The 23628-nt window shown below is 43.4% G+C and carries 22 protein-coding genes; 4 read left to right on the top strand and 18 right to left on the bottom strand.

What is annotated here, in order from left to right; translation table 11 throughout:
* Positions 1–13: 13 nt before the first annotated feature.
* The 5 genes from FHS57_RS17255 to FHS57_RS17235 form a co-directional block, all read right to left on the bottom strand.
* Positions 14–1018: a M28 family peptidase gene (locus FHS57_RS17255; RefSeq protein WP_183975854.1), complete on the bottom strand. Its 1005-nt coding sequence runs from the start codon at positions 1016–1018 to the stop codon at positions 14–16.
* A 70-nt stretch (positions 1019–1088) separates the two neighbouring features.
* Complete coding sequence (locus tag FHS57_RS17250) at positions 1089–4148, bottom strand: putative Ig domain-containing protein (protein WP_183975852.1); 3060 nt, start codon at positions 4146–4148, stop codon at positions 1089–1091.
* Positions 4149–4349: 201 nt separating this feature from the next.
* Positions 4350–6890 carry a putative Ig domain-containing protein gene (locus tag FHS57_RS17245; RefSeq protein ID WP_183975850.1) on the bottom strand — a complete coding sequence of 847 codons (2541 nt, stop codon included), beginning with the start codon at positions 6888–6890 and terminating at the stop codon, positions 4350–4352.
* 93 nt (positions 6891–6983) lie between these two features.
* Positions 6984–7478: a hypothetical protein gene (locus FHS57_RS17240; RefSeq protein WP_183975848.1), complete on the bottom strand. Its 495-nt coding sequence runs from the start codon at positions 7476–7478 to the stop codon at positions 6984–6986.
* 115 nt (positions 7479–7593) lie between these two features.
* On the bottom strand, positions 7594–8205 hold the full coding sequence (locus tag FHS57_RS17235; protein ID WP_183975846.1) for a DJ-1/PfpI family protein: 612 nt from the start codon (positions 8203–8205) through the stop codon (positions 7594–7596).
* Between the two features lie 269 nt (positions 8206–8474).
* On the opposite strand from FHS57_RS17235, the gene FHS57_RS17230 reads away from it, so the two are divergent.
* Positions 8475–9239 (top strand): ferritin-like domain-containing protein, encoded by a 765-nt coding sequence (locus FHS57_RS17230; protein WP_183975844.1) that lies wholly within the window; start codon positions 8475–8477, stop codon positions 9237–9239.
* A gap of 15 nt (positions 9240–9254) precedes the next feature.
* Positions 9255–10055 (top strand): ferritin-like domain-containing protein, encoded by an 801-nt coding sequence (locus FHS57_RS17225; RefSeq protein WP_183975842.1) that lies wholly within the window; start codon positions 9255–9257, stop codon positions 10053–10055.
* Positions 10056–10165: 110 nt separating this feature from the next.
* Here the strand turns inward: FHS57_RS17225 and FHS57_RS17220 are convergent, their stop codons facing one another.
* The 4 genes from FHS57_RS17220 to FHS57_RS17205 form a co-directional block, all read right to left on the bottom strand.
* Positions 10166–11074: an EamA family transporter gene (locus FHS57_RS17220; protein ID WP_183975840.1), complete on the bottom strand. Its 909-nt coding sequence runs from the start codon at positions 11072–11074 to the stop codon at positions 10166–10168.
* A 19-nt stretch (positions 11075–11093) separates the two neighbouring features.
* A complete protein-coding gene (gene pgeF, locus FHS57_RS17215; RefSeq protein WP_183975838.1) occupies positions 11094–11840 on the bottom strand; it encodes a peptidoglycan editing factor PgeF in 747 nt (248 codons plus the stop codon).
* 51 nt (positions 11841–11891) lie between these two features.
* On the bottom strand, positions 11892–12533 hold the full coding sequence (pyrE, locus tag FHS57_RS17210) for an orotate phosphoribosyltransferase (RefSeq protein WP_037300879.1): 642 nt from the start codon (positions 12531–12533) through the stop codon (positions 11892–11894).
* A gap of 224 nt (positions 12534–12757) precedes the next feature.
* Positions 12758–13570, bottom strand: coding sequence for a universal stress protein (locus tag FHS57_RS17205; RefSeq protein WP_183975836.1), 813 nt, complete (start codon positions 13568–13570; stop codon positions 12758–12760).
* 194 nt (positions 13571–13764) lie between these two features.
* Here FHS57_RS17205 and porX point away from each other — a divergent pair, with 194 nt between their 5' ends.
* Together porX and FHS57_RS17195 are read left to right on the top strand one after the other, a co-directional pair.
* Positions 13765–15327, top strand: a complete 1563-nt coding sequence (gene porX, locus FHS57_RS17200) for a T9SS response regulator signal transducer PorX (RefSeq protein WP_183975834.1) — start codon at positions 13765–13767, stop codon at positions 15325–15327.
* Positions 15328–15545: 218 nt separating this feature from the next.
* Entirely contained in the window at positions 15546–16076 is a 531-nt protein-coding gene (locus FHS57_RS17195) for a 5' nucleotidase, NT5C type (RefSeq protein WP_183975833.1), read from the top strand.
* Between the two features lie 85 nt (positions 16077–16161).
* Here FHS57_RS17195 and FHS57_RS17190 read toward each other — a convergent pair whose 3' ends face one another.
* From FHS57_RS17190 to FHS57_RS17150, 9 genes are all read right to left on the bottom strand, one after another.
* Positions 16162–16950 (bottom strand): acyl-CoA desaturase, encoded by a 789-nt coding sequence (locus FHS57_RS17190; RefSeq protein ID WP_183975832.1) that lies wholly within the window; start codon positions 16948–16950, stop codon positions 16162–16164.
* 90 nt (positions 16951–17040) lie between these two features.
* A complete protein-coding gene (locus tag FHS57_RS17185) occupies positions 17041–17712 on the bottom strand; it encodes a DUF4159 domain-containing protein (protein ID WP_028524808.1) in 672 nt (223 codons plus the stop codon).
* A gap of 76 nt (positions 17713–17788) precedes the next feature.
* On the bottom strand, positions 17789–18217 hold the full coding sequence (gene yiaA / locus FHS57_RS17180) for an inner membrane protein YiaA (RefSeq protein WP_122929858.1): 429 nt from the start codon (positions 18215–18217) through the stop codon (positions 17789–17791).
* Between the two features lie 15 nt (positions 18218–18232).
* Positions 18233–18691 (bottom strand): LytR/AlgR family response regulator transcription factor, encoded by a 459-nt coding sequence (locus tag FHS57_RS32095; RefSeq protein ID WP_183975831.1) that lies wholly within the window; start codon positions 18689–18691, stop codon positions 18233–18235.
* Between the two features lie 58 nt (positions 18692–18749).
* Positions 18750–19457: a 16S rRNA (uracil(1498)-N(3))-methyltransferase gene (locus tag FHS57_RS17170; RefSeq protein WP_183975830.1), complete on the bottom strand. Its 708-nt coding sequence runs from the start codon at positions 19455–19457 to the stop codon at positions 18750–18752.
* 142 nt (positions 19458–19599) lie between these two features.
* On the bottom strand, positions 19600–20808 hold the full coding sequence (locus FHS57_RS17165) for a vWA domain-containing protein (protein ID WP_183975829.1): 1209 nt from the start codon (positions 20806–20808) through the stop codon (positions 19600–19602).
* A gap of 45 nt (positions 20809–20853) precedes the next feature.
* On the bottom strand, positions 20854–21702 hold the full coding sequence (locus FHS57_RS17160) for an AAA family ATPase (protein WP_183975828.1): 849 nt from the start codon (positions 21700–21702) through the stop codon (positions 20854–20856).
* Between the two features lie 40 nt (positions 21703–21742).
* Entirely contained in the window at positions 21743–22408 is a 666-nt protein-coding gene (locus FHS57_RS17155; protein ID WP_183975827.1) for a phage tail protein, read from the bottom strand.
* 3 nt (positions 22409–22411) lie between these two features.
* A complete protein-coding gene (locus FHS57_RS17150) occupies positions 22412–23539 on the bottom strand; it encodes an AAA family ATPase (protein WP_183975824.1) in 1128 nt (375 codons plus the stop codon).
* Positions 23540–23628: the final 89 nt, after the last annotated feature.

Below are 23628 nucleotides of genomic sequence, written 5' to 3'. Positions count from 1 at the left end.
ACCGTGAAGGGTTTTATTGTTCTTGGTACAGCACTTGCACTAAAGTTTGACCAACGGCCTTGAGCGTTGTTGGGTCAATGTTCCGCATGTCGTCCGTGTGGGTATGCCACGCGTCAAAAAACGTTTTGGTAGGGTTGTTCATTTGCAAATGAATAATATCAACCATCGGAATTTTAGCCGTTTCGTTTACTGGCAAATGGTCGTCAGTGATGGCAGCTCCATCTTCTTGAATAAAATACGAACTGTACCCAAGCTGGCCTGCGATGTTCCAAATAGTGCGCGTAATTTCTCCCGCATATTGATTTGAGAATGCTTCCTTAGGAAACGTTGCACCCTTTGCCCCTACCATGTCTAACAATACTCCGTAATAGGCCGTATAATTGGGGACGTGTTTGTTGGCCGCCCAATACTGCGAGCCTAGGCAAAATCCCGTAAATTTATCTTTGGCGACTGCGGCATTGCCACCGTCTTCTACATCAAAAAACATAATATCAACCCCTACCGATGGTTTTTGAGCTGCCTGCTGAATCACCCTGGCTAGTTCAATGAGTACACCTACGCCACTAGCGCCGTCGTTAGCACCGTCGATGGCTCCTTTTTTATTGGTCGGGTCTTCATCAGCTACGGGGCGACTGTCCCAGTGCGACGCCAACAAAATTCGCTTGGTGGCTTGCGGATTGATACTCCCAATGATATTGCGGGCATTGAGTTTTGAGCCGTCGTAATGCGTTGCCGTAAATTTTTGTTCTGTCACCGTACACCCAAGGCGTTTCAGCTCTGCCACCAAGTAATCTCCACACTTCACGTGGGCCGACGAATTAGGCACTCGTGGCCCAAATTTCACCTGATTATCAATGTATTTATAGGCAGAATCTCCGTTAAACGCAGGAGCTTTTACAAGGCTGGACGTCGAAGATGCGGTTGTTTGTTCTGAAGTCGATGAATCTGTACTGGTACCACAATTCCAAAGCGTTATTGACGCCATTGCAGCTACCACCCACTTGGTTGATTTAAACATGGAGTTGATTTTCTATTTTTTTGAAAGTACAAAAGTAAGGCAAGTTTGGCATGTAAATGCTCACTTTTGCTTACAGTTTGAGGATTTTAATGATTTTTTTGAGAGAACCACTTTCTAAGATTTTGAGAAAATACGTTCCTTTGGGCAAAGCCAATGACGTCATATCAATGTAAGCTGTCTCTTCTACCACCGTAACGGTTGACTTGTTCAACGGCAAACTACTTCCCGTCACAGTCAATAGTTGATACTCGACCGATGCCAATTCCAAATCTTTGGGTAGTTTCACATTGCATACCCGATCAAACGGATTTGGATAGGCTTCCCAATCTTGCAATGTTTGATCTGATTTTACCGTAAATTGGATGGTGGCGGCGCTCACTTTGGCCGAATCATTAAAAGCAACTGCCTCTAAAACATACCGACCTGCGATTGGTGCAAAACCCATTTCTTCATCAAAAAGGGTAAAAGGGAAGCGCGTTGCTGTATAATTTTTTGAATACGGCCCTCGGAGCACAAAATCCACCTTGGTAGCGGGGGCTTCACTATTGGCATACACGGTAATGCTTTGGGGCAGCGTAGCCTCTGTTAAAACATCGCCATTTTTCAAAATTCCCAAACTTTTTCGCAACCCCGCTTTTCCTGCCTGAATCAGCTCAAAACTCAACTGAGCCTGTTTTACTTCTATGTTGAAGGTGGTTGAAGTTGAAGTTTCGTCATCGTCCACTGCTCGTAAGGTCACCGAATACATCCCTGCAGCGTTCGCTATTCCCGAAATTTCATTGTTTTTAAACGTTAGCCAAGACGGCAAATTCGGGGCTTCGATTCGATCGACGTACCCATTGGTATCATAAAAAAGTGAGTCTGAAACTTTATATGAAAAACGCTGGGTTACGTACAATTGGGCGTTGGGAGGCGTGTATCTGAGCACGGGAGGCACATTTTGAGTTCCGTACAAATCCACCTTGATAACAAAAGCTGTCTCGACCGAATCGCCCCCATTGTCGTAAGCCCGAATTCCTAATTGATAGGTTCCCAATTGCGTTGGCGTTCCTGTCAACGTGCTTGTAGCGGCATCGTAGGTAAGCCACGCAGGAAGTCCTACCGCTTTTACTTTCGTGATTTGTCCATCAGGATCGGTGAAAATAGAAGTCGGGACTTTGAAACGAAAAGCTTTATTCTGAGCAATTGTTTTTTCGGGCAACAACTGTTTGACAATCGGCGACCGATTTAGGATTTTCACTTTAAAAGAAGTCTCCGCGTATGCACTGTCGTCATCAATGCCGCGCAACGTAATCGTAAACGTACCTTGTTCTTGTGGATACGCCGAAAACTCTTTTGAATTGAACGACATCCAAGGTCGTAAACCGATGGCCTGAGTGCGAACAATCACGCCGTCGGGGTCATCAAAAATATCACCCTGAATCGGGTACGAAATGGTTTGATTAAGCGAAGATTCAAAATCGGGAAGGGTTCGCTTGACGACAGGTTTTTGATTGACATTCACTATTTTAAGCAAAAAACTCGTTTGCACCGTTGCTCCTTCATCGTCGATTGCCCGCAAAGTAATTTTTGACTCTCCAAGTTGATCGGGCACTGTGCCCGTAAATGTACCATTTGAGAACGTCAACCACTGCGGTTTTTCAAGGGCTTCGATGGTCACGATTTCACCGTCAGGGTCTAAAAAAACGTCTTTGGGCAAGGTGTAAGAATACGTCTTTTTAGGTTTTGTGGCGCGGTCAATGATTGGATTTGCTACGACTGGATAGACATTGGCCGCCAAAATTCGCCAATAGTCTTCGCCCAAAATATCCTCTTCTAATTTTACATCAATGGGCGATGGCTGCGGATGGGTTCTCCACGCTTTTTCTACGATTGTTGAAGTCGAGTCGAGTACTTCGGTTGCTTTGTAAGTTATGGTCGCGTTGCTCCTTAGTTCACTCCAAGGTCTATTTTTCCATCGTGCTGCCACTGGACCAAAAATGGACGACAAACGGGCATCTTTTGTACTTGCCACCATGGTCACGACATTACAGCCGTTTTCAAAACATTCATCAAAATGTTTGATGAGCAAATCGTCCGAATAGACGGGCGAAAAGAACGTTTCGTTCATTATCCATTTCCCTGGACGATTAGACCGAACCACATCCGTAATAAAACGGTGATTCCAATAAAGGTCATTATGCACCTTGGTTCCGTCGGCGTTTTCGTCCAAATTTTTAAAGGCAATTGTACCCCGAACAGCGGCTTGTACGTCAATCACCGCGCCGTATTCATTGACCACTTTATACGACGGATTCACCTGTTTAATGGTACGAATGCTTTGGTCAATAAAGTTTTTAAGCTGGAGGTGCGAAAACAAATACCAATCTTTGCCCGCGCGGGTTCGGTACGCAGGCAAAGGGCGATAAGCAGTCGTTGGCGGTCGAACGTCGTTGAGGGACGTAAATTTGGCTCCCCAAATGTAGTTGAGTTTATTGATGCGCTTATACTGCTGCGTAATCCAACCTTTAAATGCCTCCAAGGAGGGCGACGAATAGTCAAAACCTGTGGGATACACCTGTTTGTAATCACCGTTTAATTCTGTCTCGTAATGATAGCCAAGCTCTTGGGTTGGGGTATTGACAAAAGTCACGTACAAGATAGTTCCTTGCGACTGATAGGCATTATAGCGTTGGCATACTTCTTTTAAAAAACTTTGGGCTTTGGTCACTGTTGGAGCGTGGGCAAAGCTAAAGCAGGTTCGCCCGTACGCCCCCCAAAGCGGTCGTCCTAAATCATCGTTCATGGTTTCGTTCAGCGTCCAAAAACCCTGAAGCCGTTCTATTTTCCGTCCAAGCATAATGCGGATGCCCGCTTTCACGCCCAGCCGTGCAATTTGTTCCATTTGGCGGTCGGGCTGTCGCCAATCGGGTTGTGAGGTGGCCGTTTTATATACTTCATCCCAATAAATCGTCAATACGACTAAATTGGCCCCCGCTCCTACTGACTGCTCGATGATGTCGGCGCCATAATCTGGTTCGGCATTTAGATTCAACAGCTGCAAACCTACGTATCGCTGTTGCGCTCCCTGCTGTGCAACCGCCATCGTAGCCCAAATCACTCCTAACCAAATTCCTACTATTTTTATCATTTTGGAATAATAAGTGGGTTGTGAGCAACCCTTGACACTTGAATACGGGTTGTGAGCAACCCTCTACACTCGAAATACGGGTTGTGAGCAACCCTCTACACTCGAAATACGGGTTGTGAGCAACCCTCTACACTTGAAATACGGGTTGTGAGCAACCCTCTACACTTGAAATACGGGTTGTGAACAACCCTTTTCACTTGATTAATACTTGACAACGCGAAACACTTTCCAGGTGGCATCTTCGAGTTGTAATTTTAAGAAATAAATGCCTGCACCAAGCCGCAGCTGCCGCAAATTGAACGAAATTTGCGTCCCTGAGCGGTACATTGTTTCTTCAGGAACAGTGATTTCCTGCCCCAAAAGCGTCACAAAACGAGGAGACAACAATTTGCCAGAGGGGTGTTTGAGATGGACAAAATCAGTGGCTGGATTTGGGAATACCGACCAATCTTCTACCGAAATAGGTTGTTTTGAGACTGGATCTGAGGGCAAAAACTCCAATTCATATTCTGTTGACGCAATCAGTTGTTTACGAAAATAAGCCTTGCCTCTCAAAAAATACTTCCCTGCCGTCACGGGAAGGCCAGCATCTCCTTCATAAAGCGAAAAAGGAGAGCTTGTTGTAGATGTTTTTTGGTACTGCGCACCCGTAATTTCCAAATCAAAAGCATCAAAAACGGCATCGCAATTGGCATACACATTGACCGCCGTTGGCAATTGGTGTTGCAACAATTGTTCTTTGGGCTGCAACCGTTTGATCAAAAATCGCTGTCCAGGTTTTCCCGCTTGGATTAAATCAAAGTAAACCGTGGGGTAATTGATGGTGATGGTAAAAGATGTTTCAACGACCGCATCTTCGTCGTCATACCCCCTTACCCGCAACGAATACACACCAACAGTATCCGCCAAACCACGAATTTCTCCTTTGCGGTACTGCGCCCATCCAGGCAAACCAATGACTTCCATTCGACTAATAAAACCATCTGAATCAACAAATGTGCTGTCTGAAATTGAAAAAATAAAGGGTTGTTTGTACAACCCTACAGCATTAGAGATACGTTTGCGAAGCGTCGGTGCTTGATTAAAACGGCCTAAATTATCGACAATAATCGTAAAGGTTGTTTCAACCGTCGCCCCGTCGTCGTCGGTGGCTCGAACGGTAAAAGTGTAAATTCCCGTTTGGGTCGGCGTTCCTGAAAAAATACCATTAGAAAACCTAAGCCATGACGGTTGTCCTTGCAGTACGACACTACTTATGGCACCATCGACGTCCACAAACACCTCCGAGCTCAAGCGATAAGAAAAGGGAGAGTTGACTTTAATGGTCTTGGTAGGTAGTGCGTTTTTGACATAAGGCGGGCGATTAATCGCTCCTTGCAGCGAATCAGCCAAAATATCTTCGACCATCCGAATATTCACTGGGCTTCGATTTGACTCTGGCCCTGCGCGATTGGCCCATTCCCCATAAACCCCTCCACTAAAATAGCCAAACTCCAACACCCGAGAAAGATTGTAGGTCATGTAATCCTTGGGCAATACATCGACAAAAGGAGCTGACAACCACTTAGTTGCTGTACTTTTTAGAATAGGTTTGGCTTGCTCCAATACTTCTTTTGTACCAAGTACCACACTAATCCAGCGTGCGCCGTGGGCGTAGCTTTCGTCAAATTGCTTGGTAATGAGATCACTTGCTTTTTGTGCCCTAAAATCGGGAAAAACTTCATTCAAAATCCACTGATTTGGCAATACATTGCTTCGCAGAATATCCATCGAAAAACGGTGGTCGTAGCGAACGTCGTTGTTGATTTTCACCCCATCCGTTCCTGCGTTTAAATCTCTGAACGCCACACTGCCACAAACCGCGCTGAGTTGGTCAAAGACTGAACCAAAATCTGTAATGACGCGGTAGCCCGAATGCACATTTTTGATGGTGCGGGTTGTTTGTTCGATAAACTGCTTAAAAATAGCATGCCGAAACACGTACCAATCTTTTCCCGCCTGCCCCCAAAATACTTGGTCGCGATTGGCCAAAGCCGTTTGGGGTTCCACATCTTGAAAGTCTTTGTAATCGGTTTGCCAAAAGACATTGAGACGGGCGATTTTGGTGTATTTTCGACTTAGCCAAATCCGAAACTCTCGCTTCATGGCGGGCGAATAATCAAACACCGTGGGGTGAGGATACCCCTCTGACGAATTTTCGAAAAAATAACCCGTTTCTTGCGTAGGAGTTAGACACACCGATACCCAAGAAATAATGCCTTGCTCTTGCGCAGTTTTATATCGCTCGCATACTTCTTTGATAAAACTATTGCCTTTATCAACCGCTGGCTGACTTGCAAAGCTAAAATACGTACTCGCATAGCCCGATACCAACGCACGGCCATGCTGGTCGCGCTGCCGTTCGTCATTGGACATAAAACCTGCAATTCTGCCCTCATTGCGGCCCAAATAAATACGCAACGCGACTTTTACGCCCAATTTCTGGGCCAACGCAATTTGGCTATCGTATTTTTTCCAATCGGGCTGAGAGGTGGCCGAAGGATACACGTAATCCCAATGTATCGTTAAGTGAACGGCATTACAGCCCGCCTTTACGGCCTCTTCCATCATGTCGAGTTCAGCATCCGCTGCCCGACTCAAATTGAGTTGAAGATAAGCCAAATACCGTTGCTGGTCGTTGGCATATACTCCCGAAACCATCAACATCATCCCCAACCACCACAAACACCATTGACGCTTCATAAGATGTGGATTATTAAAATGAAAAAAGGTTAGAAAGTAAAGAAAAGCAACGTTTTCCTAACTTCCTAACCTTCAAAAGTATTAAAAGGTTACTTAAATCGACTTTTTACCCGTCATACGGAAAGTATAAGTATAAGCTCTGCCCAAGCTATCTTTGTCATTTGAGACGTTCTCGAAAGTGATGGTATTGTTTCCAATTGTACCAATCTTCACGCCCGTATCCAACATTTCGTATTCAGACGTGCCTTCTACTTTTTTCAATTCAATACTGTCAAACGCATCGCTGTCTTTTTCAGTTTGGCCATTGGTGTATTTAACGGTTTGAACAAAGGCAATTGTAACAATATTTGACGCTTTTTTAGCAACGTCCAATACGGCCGTTAGTTCATAACCGTTGCCTTTGATTGGCAAAGAAATGGTCTCAGAAATCTCAGAAGCCGCAGAAGCATATTTGATTGATTCGGTTATTTTGTCAACGTTGTATGTTCCAATCACCTGTTCGGCAGGTTCTGGTTCTGGTTCCGTTTTCGAGCAGCCTGCCAAAAGTGCTACTGCGAAAAAGAGAGATGCGTAAACGTATTTTTTCATGGTGATTGAAATGTTAAAGTGGTTTCTTACTATGTATAACTGAGAATTCTTAGGCAAAGTATTAAATCTTTGGAAAAATTACAAATAAGGGCATTTTGTTTTGGTATATCTCTGCTCAAGGCCAATAGTCGTATTGTGCATAACGGGCGGCTTCGGTAGCAATTTCTGACCCTAGCAGCTTGCTTACCACGTAATACGACATGTCAATGCCCGCCGAAACCCCCGCCGATAAAATTACGGTTCCATTATCCATGTACCGAACTTTTTCGACTACCTCAATCTCAGCAGAAATAGCCCGCAACGAATCAAGCGCCATAAAATGCGTGGTTGCTTTTAACCCATTTAATAAACCTGCTTGTCCCAGAATCAATGCCCCCGTACAAACCGACAAAAGGAGTTCTACTTGTGTCGCCTGTTTTTTGACCCACTCCAGCACCACAGGGTTATTCATTTCACGTCGGCTACCAAAGGCTACTCCGTCGGGCGTATAACCACCCCCACCTGGTAGCAATACAATGTCCGCTTTGGGCATATTTTCGAATGTATAATCAGTGGTAACTTTCAGTCCGTTTCGTGCGACAATGGAAGGTTTTTCGGCCACCGTAAAAACATCAAACGGTTTCTGTGGGAGCGTCCGTAAACCAGCTACACTAAAGACCTCATAAGGCCCTGCAAAATCAAGCACTTCGACCTCATCGAAGAGAAAAATGGCTACGCTGCGTGTCATCAATTTTTTATTTTAGAGATTTTTAACAAAAAATAATTATTTTTTATATGTTTTTAATACAATAAAAACACAACTCAAATTAATATAACAGCCTGATTATCTGAATATAAGCATATAATTTTCTTTTAAATATTTTATTTGCAATATTTTTTATATTCTCTTCTTTTACGACTATTTTTTTTCTCGTAAATCCGCCAGATGAAAGCCAACCGTATGTACGGATGTATTTGATTTCCAAATGCAGTTAAACGTTACAATGCCTTATTTCTATGGAAAAATCAACTATTTCAGAAACAAAAGCCAAAGGGCCAACGGTTCCAAGCATTCCTTCTGCAGAGCGAAGATTATTTTTACGCCATTTGGGCATCTTTGCCGCATCTACGACTTCGTTTTTGATGGCTTGTTCAAAAAGCCTCGACCTTTCACCTACTGGTGGCTCGATGGCCCATTCTGGGGCAAGGGTAAATGCTGATGGCTCCATTGATTTGGGAGCAGGCGACATTGGAATCCTTAATTATGCGTATGCTTTGGAGCAATTAGAAACTGCTTTTTACACTGTTGCTCAAGAAAAAACGGCAGGATTGACTTTTAATGAACTCCAAATCTTGCAAGAAATTAGAGAGCACGAATTGGTACACCGCGAATTTTTCAGAGCAGTATTGGGGGCAAATGCCATTCCTGACCTAGACTTTGACTTTTCGACGGTCAACTTCAATGACCGTAACAACGTTTTTCAAGTTGCTAACATCCTAGAAAGTACTGGAGTGGGTGCTTATAATGGCGCGGCACGTTACATCAAAAACGCGGATATTATCGGAATTGCGGGTAAAATTGTCTCGGTAGAAGCCCGCCACGCTTCAGTTACGGGGCACATGTATTTGCCGCTACCTGGCTCTACTTACTCTTTCGGATTTGGTACGACTGATTCAAATGGTTTGGATATCGTCTATAAGCCATCGGAAGTGCTTCCTGTAGCGCAAGGGTTTATCAAACAAAAACTAAGCGGAGCCAATTTACCAACCACCAACGCCTAAAATCATAGCAAAACCATGAATATCTTCAATATTCTTTCTGACATTGAAAAAATTGACGGTGATGCCGCCGAAAAATTCAACTACTCGCGCCGCAAAATGTTAAAGACAACCTCTGTTGCAGCGGCAACGAGTGGCCTTTTTTTTGCAGGTGTACTAAATAAAGCCTATGGGCAAAGTAATACAATAACCGACGTGCTAAATTTTGCACTGGTACTGGAATACCTTGAAGCAGAGTTCTATATGAAAGGGATGAACTCTAGTCTTAACTTTGGGGCAGACCGAGGGCTTATTAACGAAATTGCCAAACACGAAGCACAACACGTTGCCTTTCTTAAAAGTGCATTGGGAGCTAGTGCAGTAGCAAAACCCGAGTTTGATTTTACTGCCAAAGGTGCTTTTCCCAATCCTTACACCAATTATCCTGTATTTCTTACCCTAGCGCAAGCATTTGAAGACACGGGGGTTCGTGCTTACAAGGGGCAAGCGCCTAATTTGGCAAGCAACCGAGATATTTTAGAGGCAGCGCTTCGTATTCACTCCGTGGAAGCTCGTCACGCTGGGGAAATTAGAATTATCCGTAGTATGTCGGCCTATGCCAGCGAAATGAACACAGGTGGGGTTCCTGCCGCTATCTATGCGCGTGAAAACAACACAACCCACGTAGCAGGGGTTGACATTGTGGCGCTTTCGCAACCAAAACTATTGTTCCAAAACAATGCTTCTCAAATGAGAGCCATGAAATTTGCGCAAGATTCGTTTGACGAGCCTTTGACAAAAGAAGAAGTATTGGCCATTGCAGGTCCATTCATTAAATAAGCGTTTAGATTAAAACGCGTGGGTATCTTTTTTAGCCTTAGCCTCGACTTTTGCGCATTCTATTGCAATAATGTTGAGGCTAAGGCCATTTTATTTACAAAGCAGTCATTTTAGCTTTTTACCGAAAAGCGGCGCCCCAACGTAATCAAAACCACTCCCGCCAACACCACCGCCGAAGCTACTAACGATCGGCTACTTGGCACTTCGTGAATAAACAAAGCGCCTAAAATGATGGCAACAACGGGATTGACATAAGCATAGGTAGCGGTCAACGTTGGAGGCGCATGGTGCAGCAGCCACACATAAGCCGAATACCCCACAAACGAACCCATAACGATAAGGTAAGCCAAAGAAAAATATGTTTGGTTCGTCATGTGCGACAAAGACTCACTCATTTTGGGCTCTAATGCCAAACTCATTACCAGCGAAAAAAACCCTCCCCCCAGCATTTGAATGGCAGTCGTTTGCATACGTGGTGGCATGTCCAAATAAGGGGATTGCAACGACCCCCACGCCCAAGTGATTGACCCAATAAATACCATGAATGCTGGCCAAAGCGGGATTTCACGGGTGTGTTCTTGCCCAAATGGGTTTAACAAAATATACATTCCAACTAGCCCCACGCCCAACCCAAGTACGGTAATCCATGAGGGTTTTTGACGCGCAAAGAAATAATAATCCAAACCCACCATCCAGCCTGGCAAAGTTGCAACCAACAAAGCCACTAACCCCGACGGCATGTAACCAATGGCATACGCTACTGCGCAGTTTCCGATGCCGCTCAACAACACACCTACCCAAGCTGCCGACAACCATTGTTTAAGCGAAGGAATACCGTATCCTCTGAGCAAGGTAAAGACAAATAAAAGGACACCACCCACTAAAAATCGAATGGTATTGGTCAACAACGGCGGTAACGTTTCGAGGGCATAGCGAACTCCTAAAAAGGTAGAACCCCAAATCACGTACACCAACAGAAGATTAACCCAAAGTTTTAACGAAGATGAAGATTGTTGCATTGTAGAATAATTCTCTAGTTTACTCTTTTCGCCCAATAACGGCCAACATTCGGCCTGTTTGCCCTTTTTCTAGTCGATAAGAGAAAAAGGTCTCGTTGTGCGTGATGGTTGAAAATGAGGAAATCTCTATTTGATTTTTTGGAATACCAAAAGCTACTAATTGAGCAGCATTGGCACGTTTTAAATCGACGAAGTATTTGTTAAGCCCTGTATCAAAGCGTTTGAATTCGGCCTCAAATTGGTCAGCTACCTCCTCTCCTACTTCAAACGAACACTCGTCGATGCAGGTTCCCACGTAGGCGAAACAATCTTTGGCTTGCGTCCCGTAAGTTTCGGCCATGGTTGTCAAGGTTTTGCGAACAATCTCGGCGACCGTTCCGCGCCAACCTGCATGAATGGCTCCTACGGCCAACTGTTTTGAGTCAAAAATCAAAATCGGGGTACAATCTGCCACCGTCACCCCCACAAACACATTTGGTTGATTGGTCACGAGCGCGTCGTACCCTTCAGCGCGGCCACCTTTTTCGACAATTTGCACTTCGGCACCGTGCACTTGAAATGACGACGCAAACTGAGTTTCTTCAATACCTAATTGTTGAAAAAAAATAGCCCGATTGGCTTGAACATTTTCAAAAGAATCTTGGGTATTAATTCCCAAATTTAACGACGAAAACGGTGGGCTACTTACTCCGCCAAGGCGGGTACTTTCGGCCGCAATTAGGTGATTAAATGGAGAAAATATAGATGGGATATTAACAGAGCTCATGCGAGAAGAATTAAAAACGCCCCGACAAAATGCCGAGGCGAGACAAATTTGTTATACGCCCCAGCTTCCTGGGTCTTTACGCCACTGCGCCAACGTTTCTAACTGGCCCTCAGTCACATAATCCAATTTTAAAGCCTCTTGTAATAAGCTATCGTAATTGCTTAAACACATTAACTCTACTCCTTTTTGGCTAAAGTTTTCATCGGCTAACGCAAAACCGTAGGTAAAAATGGCTGCCATTCCCAAGACTTCCGCACCTGCTTCACGCAAAACATCCACTACTTTCAACGAACTACCGCCCGTCGAAATCAAATCTTCCAAAACCACTACTTTTTGGCCTGGCAAAATACGCCCTTCGATTTGATTGCCCATGCCGTGTTTTTTGGGTTCAGGACGTACATAGGCATAAGGCATGTGCAGGACATCCGCAACAAGCGCTCCTTGAGCAATACCCGCTGTAGCAACGCCTGCAATCAGTTCGGCTGCTGGAAAAGCAACGCGAATGGCATCTGCAAGGGCATTTTTGATGTAAGTTCGTACTTCGGGGTACGAAAGTGAAAGGCGATTATCACAATAAATGGGTGAATTCCAGCCCGAGCTCCATTTAAAAGGTTGGTCGGGACGAAGACGAATGGCCTCGATATTGAGTAAGTGCGCCGCAATTTGACGCGATACATCCGAGTGGTTTTGCATGAAAATGCGTGCAAATGCACGAGTTTGAAGTTACTAGATACGCTATTTTGCGGGGCAAAATTACGCATAAAAAAAGAATGGCACGCCCCGCGCACCATTCTTTTCTGATTTTGTACGTCACTGTCAGACGATAGTCAAACAGTATTACGTCTAATCATCGTCTGACTATCGTCTGACAATGCGGCATTTAGTCAACATACCGTCTGACTATCGTCTGACGGTTGTTAATGACTCACTAATACTGGAATATCTGCATGATTAACAACGTCTTCGGCGATACTTCCATTGATAAAGTGATCCAAACCCTTGCGCCCGTGCGTGTACATCACAATAATATCCGCTTCTACTTCCTTGGCATAATCCAAAATTCCTTGCTCAATCGTATCATCATTAAAAATGGTAAACTCGTAATTTGTCAAGCCCAACTCAAGCGCAAGTTTTCCCATTTCATTTTTTAATTGCGGCCCGTCAAATTTTGCCATTCCGTTATCAACATACACAAAGTATGGTTCAATTTGCGCGGTATCCAACAAGGCCAATGACGTTTTAATAAATCCAATATTTTCAAAATCAATGGCTACTACAACGCGCTTAAACGCAGCAACGGGTGCTTTTACCACCAACACTGGGCAGCGAGAATAACGCACAACCTGCTCTGCATTAGAGCCTTTTGTCCACTCTTTCCAGCCCGTTGCCCCCGTAGAACCCATCACAATAAGGTCAACGTTTTGCTGCGTTACAATCGACGCCAGCGTATCCGTATCTCGCATGATTTTAAATCGAAACTTTACATTGTCGTACTTTGGCTTGTCCACCATGTCTTTAAGGCGCTCTTTCGAGTCTTGCGTTAAGTACTTATAAAATTCATCTTTCGACTCATAAAATTCGTTGTCTATCATGGTGTATTCGAGCGTTGGAAAAACAATTTTCTTCAACAGCGACACCGTTGCTCCTTGTTTTTTTGCAATTTCTACGGCTACCTCAAGGGCATATTCAGAGACATCGCTCAGGTCGGTGGGGACAAGTATCGTTTTCATTTTTAGGGAGAATTAGTTGGTGAACAGGTCAAATTTCTTTATTCAACCCACTAAAAAATATGATAAAACGCATTTATCTTGGCTGATAATTGTCACTTCTCTACAATTATTCGCACCTTCGCACGTTAGAAAAGTCAAGTTTCAAGAACTCTTGTACTCACCAACTCCTTTGTATCAATTCAACACAATTCACTATGGCAAATATCCTCTGGGCAGACGATGAAATAGACTTACTTAAACCCCATATTTTATTCTTAACGGGCAAAGGTTACACCATTACTCCAGTCAATAGCGGCGCAGACGCCCTCGAAAAAGTAGAGCAAGAACGTTTTGATGTCGTTTTTTTGGACGAAAATATGCCTGGGCTCACGGGGCTTGAAACCTTAGCTCAAATTAAGCAAAGTCGCCCAAACCTTCCCGTGGTTATGATTACCAAAAGCGAGGAAGAGCGCATCATGGAGGAAGCCATTGGTTCTAAAATTGCCGACTACCTCATCAAGCCGCTGAATCCCAATCAGATTTTATTGTCGGTCAAAAAGATTTTGGACAACAAGCGCTTGGTTAGTGAAAAAACAAACCACAATTACATGCAAGAGTTCCGCCAGCTGGCCATGCAATACCAAGACCGCATCGGCCACTCTGAGTGGGTAGAACTTTACAAAAAGCTCATATACTGGGAGTTAGAACTTGAGCAGAGCAAAGACAAAAGCATGGAAGAGGTGTTTTACACCCAAAAAGAAGAAGCAAACAACAACTTTTGCAAGTTTATCATTGACAATTACGAAGACTGGCTCAACGACCCTCATTCCGACAAACCCATTCTGTCGCACCAGTTAATGAAGCGGAAAGTATTTCCGTTGATGAAACCCAGCGAGCCGCTCTTTTTTATTCTCATCGACAACTTCCGTTTTGACCAATGGAAAGTAGTAGAACCTCTTCTGAATGAATACTTTACGATTGAAGAAGAAGGCTCTTATTATTCAATACTCCCTACGACGACGGGTTTTTCACGTAACTCCATTTTTGCGGGATTGATGCCGAGTGAAATCGAAAAACAATACCCAAATTGGTGGGTAAACGATGAAAACACTCCCGAAGGCGAAGAAGGGTTAAATAAGCACGAAGAAGATTTGTTGCGGAAGCAATTTGAACGTAATCGTATGCAAGTACGGTTTTCGTACAACAAAATCATCAACCAGAACCAAGGTAAAAACCTCGTTGATAACTTGCCTAATCTCTGGAAAAACCACTTGAACGTCATCGTCTATAACTTCGTGGACATGCTTTCGCACGCCCGAACCGACATGATGATGATCAAAGAATTAGCACCTGACGAAGCTGCCTATCGCTCCATTACCAAGTCTTGGTTTCAGCATTCGCCCATTATGGATTTGATTCAGAAAATTGCGGAGAAAAAAGGGCGCATTATCATTACTACCGATCATGGCATGACGCGTGTGAAGAAACCAGTAAAAATCGTCGGCTACCGCGAAACTAACACCAATTTGCGCTACAAACAGGGCAAAAACCTTGGTTTTGACGACAACCACCTTTACGTATGCCGCCGTCCTGAGCGATTGTTTTTACCGAAACTGAACGTATCAACTGCCTACGTTTTCACCCTTGGCGATTACTTTTTTGCCTACCCCAACAACTTCAATCAATACGTAAATATGTACCGTGATACGTTTCAACACGGAGGTGTCTCTATCGAAGAAATGATTATACCTTTTGTGTTTTTGAAGCCGAAAGGATAAACGGGAATATCGATTGTCGAATGCAAAATGTCGAACTGCTAAAGGGTAAAGGATGTTTTTTGAAGCATTCTTTACCCTTTTTCTTTCTCTCATTTTCAACAAATTACCCCTGCTTTTACCCTTATTCAATGACCAGCTCGATTAATTAATCTTCTAATTCTCTGAATTTTTCTGGTGAAATCGGAGTTGACTTTTTATAATCGCCTTTATTTAAACACATGACCAAACCACGCCTCATTTTAGACCAAGACGACGTATTGGCCGATACCCATGGTAAACTTGCAGACATCGTTCTTCGTGAATTTGACACCCAATTAACTTCAGCAGAACTTCACCAAGACTCTTTTTACGAAACCCTATCGCAAGCCGATCAAAAGCGACTTTACAAAATCCTCCACGAACCTGGCTTTTTTTCGGACATTCCACTCATTCCGAATGCCCAAGAAGCCGTGTTGGAATTGAGCAAAAAATACGAAATTTTTGTCGCAACAGCAGCGATGGAATTTCCCAACTCCTTTCGCGAAAAGTACGATTGGCTTCACCGTCATTTTGGGTTTATTTCTTGGTCAAACATCGTTTTTTGTGGCGATAAAAGTATCCTAAACGGCGATTACCTCATCGACGATATGCCCCGAAACCTGAAGACATTCAAAGGAAAAGGATTACTCTTCAACGCACCTCATAATCTCAAGGAAACGGAATTTGAGCGTGTCATGAACTGGGAAGAAATTTTAAAACGTCTCTTGTAGGGTTATTGCTTTGAAAATTTTCTCCAATAAAAAAGCGGGCTAGTTGACACTAACCCGCTTTTTTATTGGAAATATCTTTTGCTTCTTATGCCTCTCTTTCGTGCGCTGGTGCTGGTACCTCAACACCTACTTTTGATTCACGAAGTTTGATGATTTTAGTCCAACTCAAGAGTTTAATAACTGGATAAGTTGGGTCAAATTCAAACCATTTAGTACCAAAGTTGGCACGGTTTGGCAATTTGTGGTGGTTGTTTTGGAACAATTCGCCCATCATCAACAAATCAAAAATCAACGAATTTTTTGACTCATCGCGGTTGTCAAAGTTTTGGTAACCATACTTGTGACCACTCCAGTTGACGATAGCCCCGTGAACAGGCCCCATCAAAAAGTGGATAGGCAACAACAAGAAAAACGCCCAGTGCATATCCAAATAGATAAACGCAAAAATATAGAAAACCGAGTACGATACCCCCCAACCAACGCGCGAAATCCATGAGTCACCCAATTTTTCGAGTTTTTCCCAATATGGATAATCACGGTCAAAACGAGCTTCTACTTTCATTTTACGCTGCACAACGGCATTGTAAATATCTTTGGTTTTCCACATCATCGTAAACACGTTTTCGGTATGATGCGGCGAATGTGGGTCTTTTTCTGTGTCGCTAAACGCGTGGTGCATACGGTGTAAAATGGCGTAAGCACGTGGACTCAAATACGATGACCCTTGCGAAATGTAGGTCAAAGCGTAGAAAAACTTCTCCCAAAACTTGTTCATAGTGAACATCTTATGGGCAGAGTAACGGTGCAAAAAGAATGTTTGGCAAAACAATGAAAGATACCAATGTCCAAAAAAGGCAACCAAAACTGCGTACATGAAGCAAATGGATTATTTAAACTTATTATAAACTTGTACAAAACTAAGAAAAGCTTTGCTGACAAACAACCTTTTCGAGCGAATTTCCGCTTACTGGTTAACAGTAAGTGCGTACTGAACCAAATTCGCTCCCATACGCAAGGCTTGGAGGCGGAGTTCTTCGGGGTCGTTATAGACACTTTGGTCTTCCCAGCCGTTGCCTAGGTCGCATTCGTAGCTATAATAACAGACCAAACGTCCTTGCCAAAACAGCCCAAAACCTTGAGGGGGTTTAGAGTCGTGCTCGTGAACTTTGGGAAGCCCATTAGTGAAGTTAAATTTTTGGTGGTAAACGGGGTGATTAAAAGGCACTTCGACAAACTCCAGTTCGGGGAATACCTTTTTCATTTCTCGGCGAATAAATTTATCCAATCCGTAGTTATCGTCAAGATGAAGAAAACCTCCTGCAATCAGGTATTTACGAAGATTTCGGGCTTCCGAATCAGAAAAAAGGACGTTGCCGTGGCCTGTCAAGTGAACAAAAGGATATGAAAATAAATCGGGGCTTCCAGGCTCCACAATGTCTTCCTCGGGGAAAATATTCATGCGTAAGTTCTGATTGCAGAACTTAATGAGATTGGGTACTGATGTTTTGTTGGCGTACCAGTCGCCCCCACCACCGTACTTGAGTTTTGCGATTTTATAAGAATATTGGGCCGAAGCAGTGGTCAATATAAAGGCACTAAGCAACAGGGATAGAAACAGCTTTTGAAGGAGGCGCATAATGGGGGTGTCTTGATGAATGAACCGTTGCACGAACTTAACGTAAACGATTCAATCACGCAAGTTTGTACACCAATTACAACGAATCCTTATCAAATTTAGTACCAGTTTTAGAAGAAGGACTGTCTTGGCTATCTCTGGTATTTTTTTGAACAGCAATCGCCCCAAATAGTGCCAACAGAAACGCAAAAGCATAAAATCCTTTTTCGCTTGGAAGCATGGTGGCATTCCAAAGCCCTATCGCCAAAAGAGAAATGGACAAAATAGTTGAAAACCAACTGATTCCGTAATACACATCCGTCACTGGAATACCCTCCAAGCGGTCGCGCACGCTTTTTTGTACTGACACAACGGCGAATAACCCGTACATCAAAACCGTAAAATAATATCCTTTTTCATTAAGTGGGAGTTCGGCCCTCCAAAGCCCAATAATGTAGCCTGCCATGCCTGCGCCCAGTGCGACCCAAGAAGCGCCAATAAATGCCGAAGATGGTTTTTGATTCATGATTTGTATGGTTTACTAATTTCCCCAAAATTTTGTCAGTGCATTATCTTTTTTTAAGGCCCTACGTTTCCGCCGCGAAATGGGCAATTCTTCGCCGTTGAGCAACAGCACATTGTCAGGAGTCATCGTTACAATATGTTTGGCATTGACGAGGTACGACTTATGAATACGTACAAAATCAACGTTTCCCATAACTTCGTTGAAATGCTTCAAAGTTTTTGACTCCAAATAAGACTTCCCATTTTTTAAGAAAAGTCGGGTATAGTTCACCTCCGACTGCATATAGACGATTTGGAATTTATCGATAGGTCTAGGAATACCGCCCACATGCACAAATATATGCGATAAACGGCTTTCTTTTAACGGAGGGAGCGAAAAGTACGATGCCTGTGACATAATGGATGTAGCATTTTTAAGGGTTAAAATCAACATTCCAAAATTCAGGAAAGTAGCCACCATTAAAAAAAATGTCACAGTGAATCGGGATATTAAGTAAGTAAACCGTAGCAAACACGACCTAAACCGTGCAGCTTTATGGTATGTTTACGAGATGCAAAGTCTGACACGCCACCAACGCTGCCGTTTCCGTCCGCAAGCGGGTATTGCCCAACACGGCCATTTGAAACCCAAGTTGTTGCGTCAATTCGATTTCTTTGGTCGTAAAATCCCCCTCAGGGCCAATTAACACAAGGTAATTTTGTTTTGGAAGAGCACTTTTCAACAAATGCGGCGGAAGCACATCGTCGGGTAAATGGGCAATAAATTTTTGCGCCGTTGCTTCCGACGCTTTGGGCAACCATTTTTCAAAATCACCCACTTCTTCTAACTGAGGCAAGTACGCTTGCAACGACTGCTTCATGGCCGAAACGGCTATTTTTTGCAAGCGGTCTAGTTTAATCGTACGTCGTTCTGAGTGTTTGGTATAGAAAAACGAGATTTTATCCATTCCCATTTCCGTCGCTTTTTCGACAAACCATTCAATGCGGTCGATATTTTTGGTGGGGGCCAAAGCGATTTCGATGGAATACGGGCGTGGCTCGTAAGTGGTTTGTTTTAGAATTTGTAAATCACACCGCTTGGGCGTACTCTGACGCACTTGGGCGTCGTACCAACTTCCTTGGCCGTCGGTTACTTGAACGGTTTCTCCTTCGCGCAGGCGTAACACTTTGGCGGCGTGGAAAGCCTCATCGTCGGTGAGGGCAGAAATTGAAGAGAAATCAGGCTGGAAAAATAAATGCATATTTGGAGTTAAACTTTGCTGCGTTACCTTTAAACTTTCCCCGCAGATTTGCGCGGATTTAAAGTCGCAGATGACCGCAGATGAATATGTTTTACTATGTGTTTATCCTATCTGTGCCCTATGTGTTTTAAAATAGTTGGACTCAAACGCTCGTTTCAAATTTAATTTTAGGATTTTTCAAACATTTCATGGCTTGAGTCAATCCATTTAGGGTCAGTGGAAACATCCGATTTTCGGACCATTCTCGAATAATACTGATACTATGGGTATATTTCCAGTAGTCTGCTACCGCGATTGGATTTAACCATACGAAATGAGGGTATTGTTCTTTAAAACGATTCAACCACGTCATACCCGCTTCTTCGTTGTAATGTTCCACACTTCCTTTGGGATGAGTGATTTCGTAGGAAGCCATGGAAGCATCACCCACAAAAATTACTTTGTAGTCTTTGTTATACTTATGTAAAACCTCCAGCGTCGGTACTCGGCTCGACCGCCGACTGTTATCCCGCCAAAGGGTTTCGTAAATACAATTGTGGAAATAAAAGTATTCGATGTGCTTAAACTGGTATTTGGCCGCCGAAAACAACTGCGAACACAAATCAATGTGGTCGTCCATCGAACCTCCGACGTCGAGTAGCAACAGCACCTTTACGTTATTTTTTCGCGACGGGTGCAGATGAATATCCAAAATCCCACCATTTCGGCTTGTACCTTCGATGGTAGCGTTCATGTCAAGTTCTTCGTCGGCTCCTTCCCGCGTCAGGATTCGTAAACGCCGAAGGGCCATTTTCATGTTTCGGGTATTGAGTTCTACGTCTTCATCGTAGTTCTTGTACTCGCGTTGCTCCCACACTTTCAACGCCGTTCGGTTTCCTGCCGAAGGGCCTTTCACTCGAAAACCCTCAGGATTGTAACCATTATTGCCAAAAGGAGAAGTTCCCCCCGAACCAATCCACGTATTTCCTCCCGAATGACGTTCGTTTTGCTCATGCAATAATTGTTGAAAGCGCTCAAAGAGTTTCTCCAAACCTCCCATTTTTTCAATCAATTCTTTTTCTTCCTCCGTCAATTCTCGTTTGAGGGCGTCTTCAAACCAATCGGGCGGCACATTCACTTCCAACAATTTGGCTTCAACAGTTTCGGCGTTTTTGAAATACTCCGCAAACAGTCGGTCAAACAAATCGTAGTGCATTTCATTCTTAATCAATACCGTCCGACTGAAGTAGTAAAACTCTTCCACACTCATTTGAATGACCTGCTGCTTGAGTCCTTCCAACAGGTTCAGATACTCCCCCACTGATACAGGAAGTGCGTGTTTTTTGAGCAATAAAAAAAAGTCTAAAAACATCTTTGTGAGCGACGAAGTAAAGAATTAATGGATAATCACAAGCGCTTAATAAGGCCGAAAACCTTTGGAACGTAAGGCTGCGTATAAGTCGTTGTCTTGTTCATTTTTGAGCAATGCCCCAAAAAACGGCGGCACCTCGGGCATTGACTCAAGGTCTTTGAGATCATCGGCGGATACTTTCGCCCAAAGTAACAGCTTAATCCAATCAATCAATTCGCTGGTAGAGGGCTTCTTTTTCAGCGCTTTCACGTCCCGAACGGCGAAAAATAGTTTTAACGACCGTTCCAACAACTCTTTATCAAGGTCGGGATAGTGAACATTGACAATTTGGAGCATGGTTTCCCGATCAGGAAAACGAATGAAATGGAAAAAGCAACGCCGCAAAAACGCGTCGGGTAGTTCTTTTTCGTTGTTGGACGTAATGATGACAATCGGACGATGTTTTGCTGCAACGGTTCGGTTGAGTTCATAGCAAAAAAACTCCATACGGTCGAGTTCTTGCAACAAGTCATTGGGAAACTCAATGTCGGCTTTATCGATTTCGTCAATCAACAACACGACCTGCTCTTCGGCCTCAAAGGCTTCCCACAATTTCCCTTTTTTGATATAATTCTCCACGTCATACACCCGCTGATCACCAAGCTGTGAGTCACGCAGTCGCGAAACGGCATCGTATTCGTACAAACCTTGGTGCGCCAGTGTCGTTGATTTGATGTGCCACGTAATGAGTCGTTTTCCCAACGCTTTGGCCACTTCATAGGCAAGCATGGTTTTGCCCGTGCCAGGTTCTCCTTTGAGCAGCAGCGGTTTTTGCAAACTCACCGAGGCATTCACGGCCACGGCCAACTCACGTGTTGCGACGTACTTTTCGGTTCCTTCAAATTGAGGCGTCATGTGTGTAGGGGTTCCTATTTTTCTAAAATTCTTATTGAGTTTATAGTACTTCATCTAAGTAATGCTCTACAAAATACTTCAAACTAGGATTCTGTGCATAGTGGCTTTTTAATATCTTGTGTTTACAATAATCACGCGATAGTTTTTCATAAACTCTTGGTTCCTTACGACTAGGGTTAATGGCTTCTTTTTTGTTTTTCATCAATACCTGATTTAACTTATGAAGGCAGTTATTGACGGAAGACCGTGCTTTGTCCGAACAATAAAGTGGCAAAAGCCAACATTCAATTTCATCAACTGATATGGCAAAAAGAATGCGTTTTTGATACATCTCAAAAAACGCTTCGCCAAAACTTTTCAATATGAGCCCATCAAACTTTTCGACAATCCGTTCGATAAATTGTTCGATGGTTTCTCCATTTTTAGGTGGAATATCGAAGTGTTTATGATGAGAACAATCTGTGTCAATTTGCACGACCAAATAATCATTTTGCACAAAAGCCTCCTTAAAAACGCTAGATTGACAATATTCAAACACGTTGTACCAGCCGCCAAAACTTTCGGATAAAGTATCAGTATCGGTGGCATCCCGTAGAGGCTGCAACGGTCGTACGACAAGGTCGGGGTCATTAAAATAACCAATCAAAATATTCTCCAATACCACATGGTCAGTCACTCCTTCTGCCACGAGTCCAAATGTCGCCATGGTCTAAAAGTTTTTGGGTAATCCTCCGATATATCCCCGCAGAAATTGTTCCGACAAGCGTACCGGGTCGAGCCCCTCAGGAGTCGGTTTGTGCGTAATTCGAAGTGCTTTGGTATGCCCCAGTTTGTTTCTCGAAATGACAAACAATCGTTGTTCTTCATCCTTCAAATCCAATCCATCTAACACCGCAGGATTGTGCGTAGTCATAATCACTTGCTTATCATGCTCCTTGGCCAAGTGTGACAATTGTTTTACCAATTGACTAGCCAATTTGGGATTCATGGCATTATCAATGTTATCTATGGCAAAAAATTTGGGTGTATAATCGCTGACAAATAGAGAAAAATAGAAAAGTAGGTATAAAAAACCCTCGTTAGAACTTCGTTGGTCAAAATACGACAAACCATCTTCAATAAAGCGGTCTTTAATACGAATGCGCCGTTCTGTGAATCGTAAATCATCGGGTATTTCAAACCCTTCAAACCAATCAATTACCTCTAAATGTTCTCGAATTTTTTGGAACTGCTCAGGTTTTTCTTCATAAATAACAGACAATAATTTAAACAAACCCTCACCTCTAATTCCCAAAGGAGCTATTTGCGATTCGTCCTCAAAACGTCGAAGAAAGTAGTTTTCAGGGGAATAAATGAGAAAGTTGGTAGCCTCTACATTCAAGCCTGTGACGATTTCTTTAGATCTAGCTTCGGCTATTACTTTTGCCTCAATGTCTGCCATGTGATCTCTCCTACTTTCACTTATAAATTTTTGAAAGTCTCTTTCTATCCTTTCCAAATTTCTTTCCCTCCAACTATCAAATGCACCATTATTATTATAAATCAAATGTTTGTATTCACGTTCTCCTTTAAACTGAAATTGGATAATTATGTCTTTAATCAAGCTCTTCTGCTCAAATCCACTTCGCATCGCCTGAGGTTCAGTCACTCTAATTCCCCTCGAAGCTAAAAACTCATTACTCAATTTATTTTCCGCTGCTGCCGAACCCATAGCAATTGCTTCAAGGATATTGCTTTTCCCGCTTCCGTTTTCACCAATAAAGACATTTACCCGCCCCAACTCTAAGGTTAAGGATTCGATAGATTTGAAATTCTCAATCGTTACTTGCTGAACCATACGTTCCTATTTTTCTTTTACCAACGCAAATTACGTTTTTTTTGAAAGTTCTTCCTAACAAAGGGGGACGATAAAAAACAGCCCAAAAT

The sequence above is a fragment of the Runella defluvii genome (assembly GCF_014195535.1).
GTDB classification, from domain to species: Bacteria; Bacteroidota; Bacteroidia; order Cytophagales; family Spirosomataceae; genus Runella; species Runella defluvii.
The sequence above is the reverse complement of the archived record's forward strand: the minus strand, read 5'-3'. Positions and strand labels throughout refer to the sequence as shown.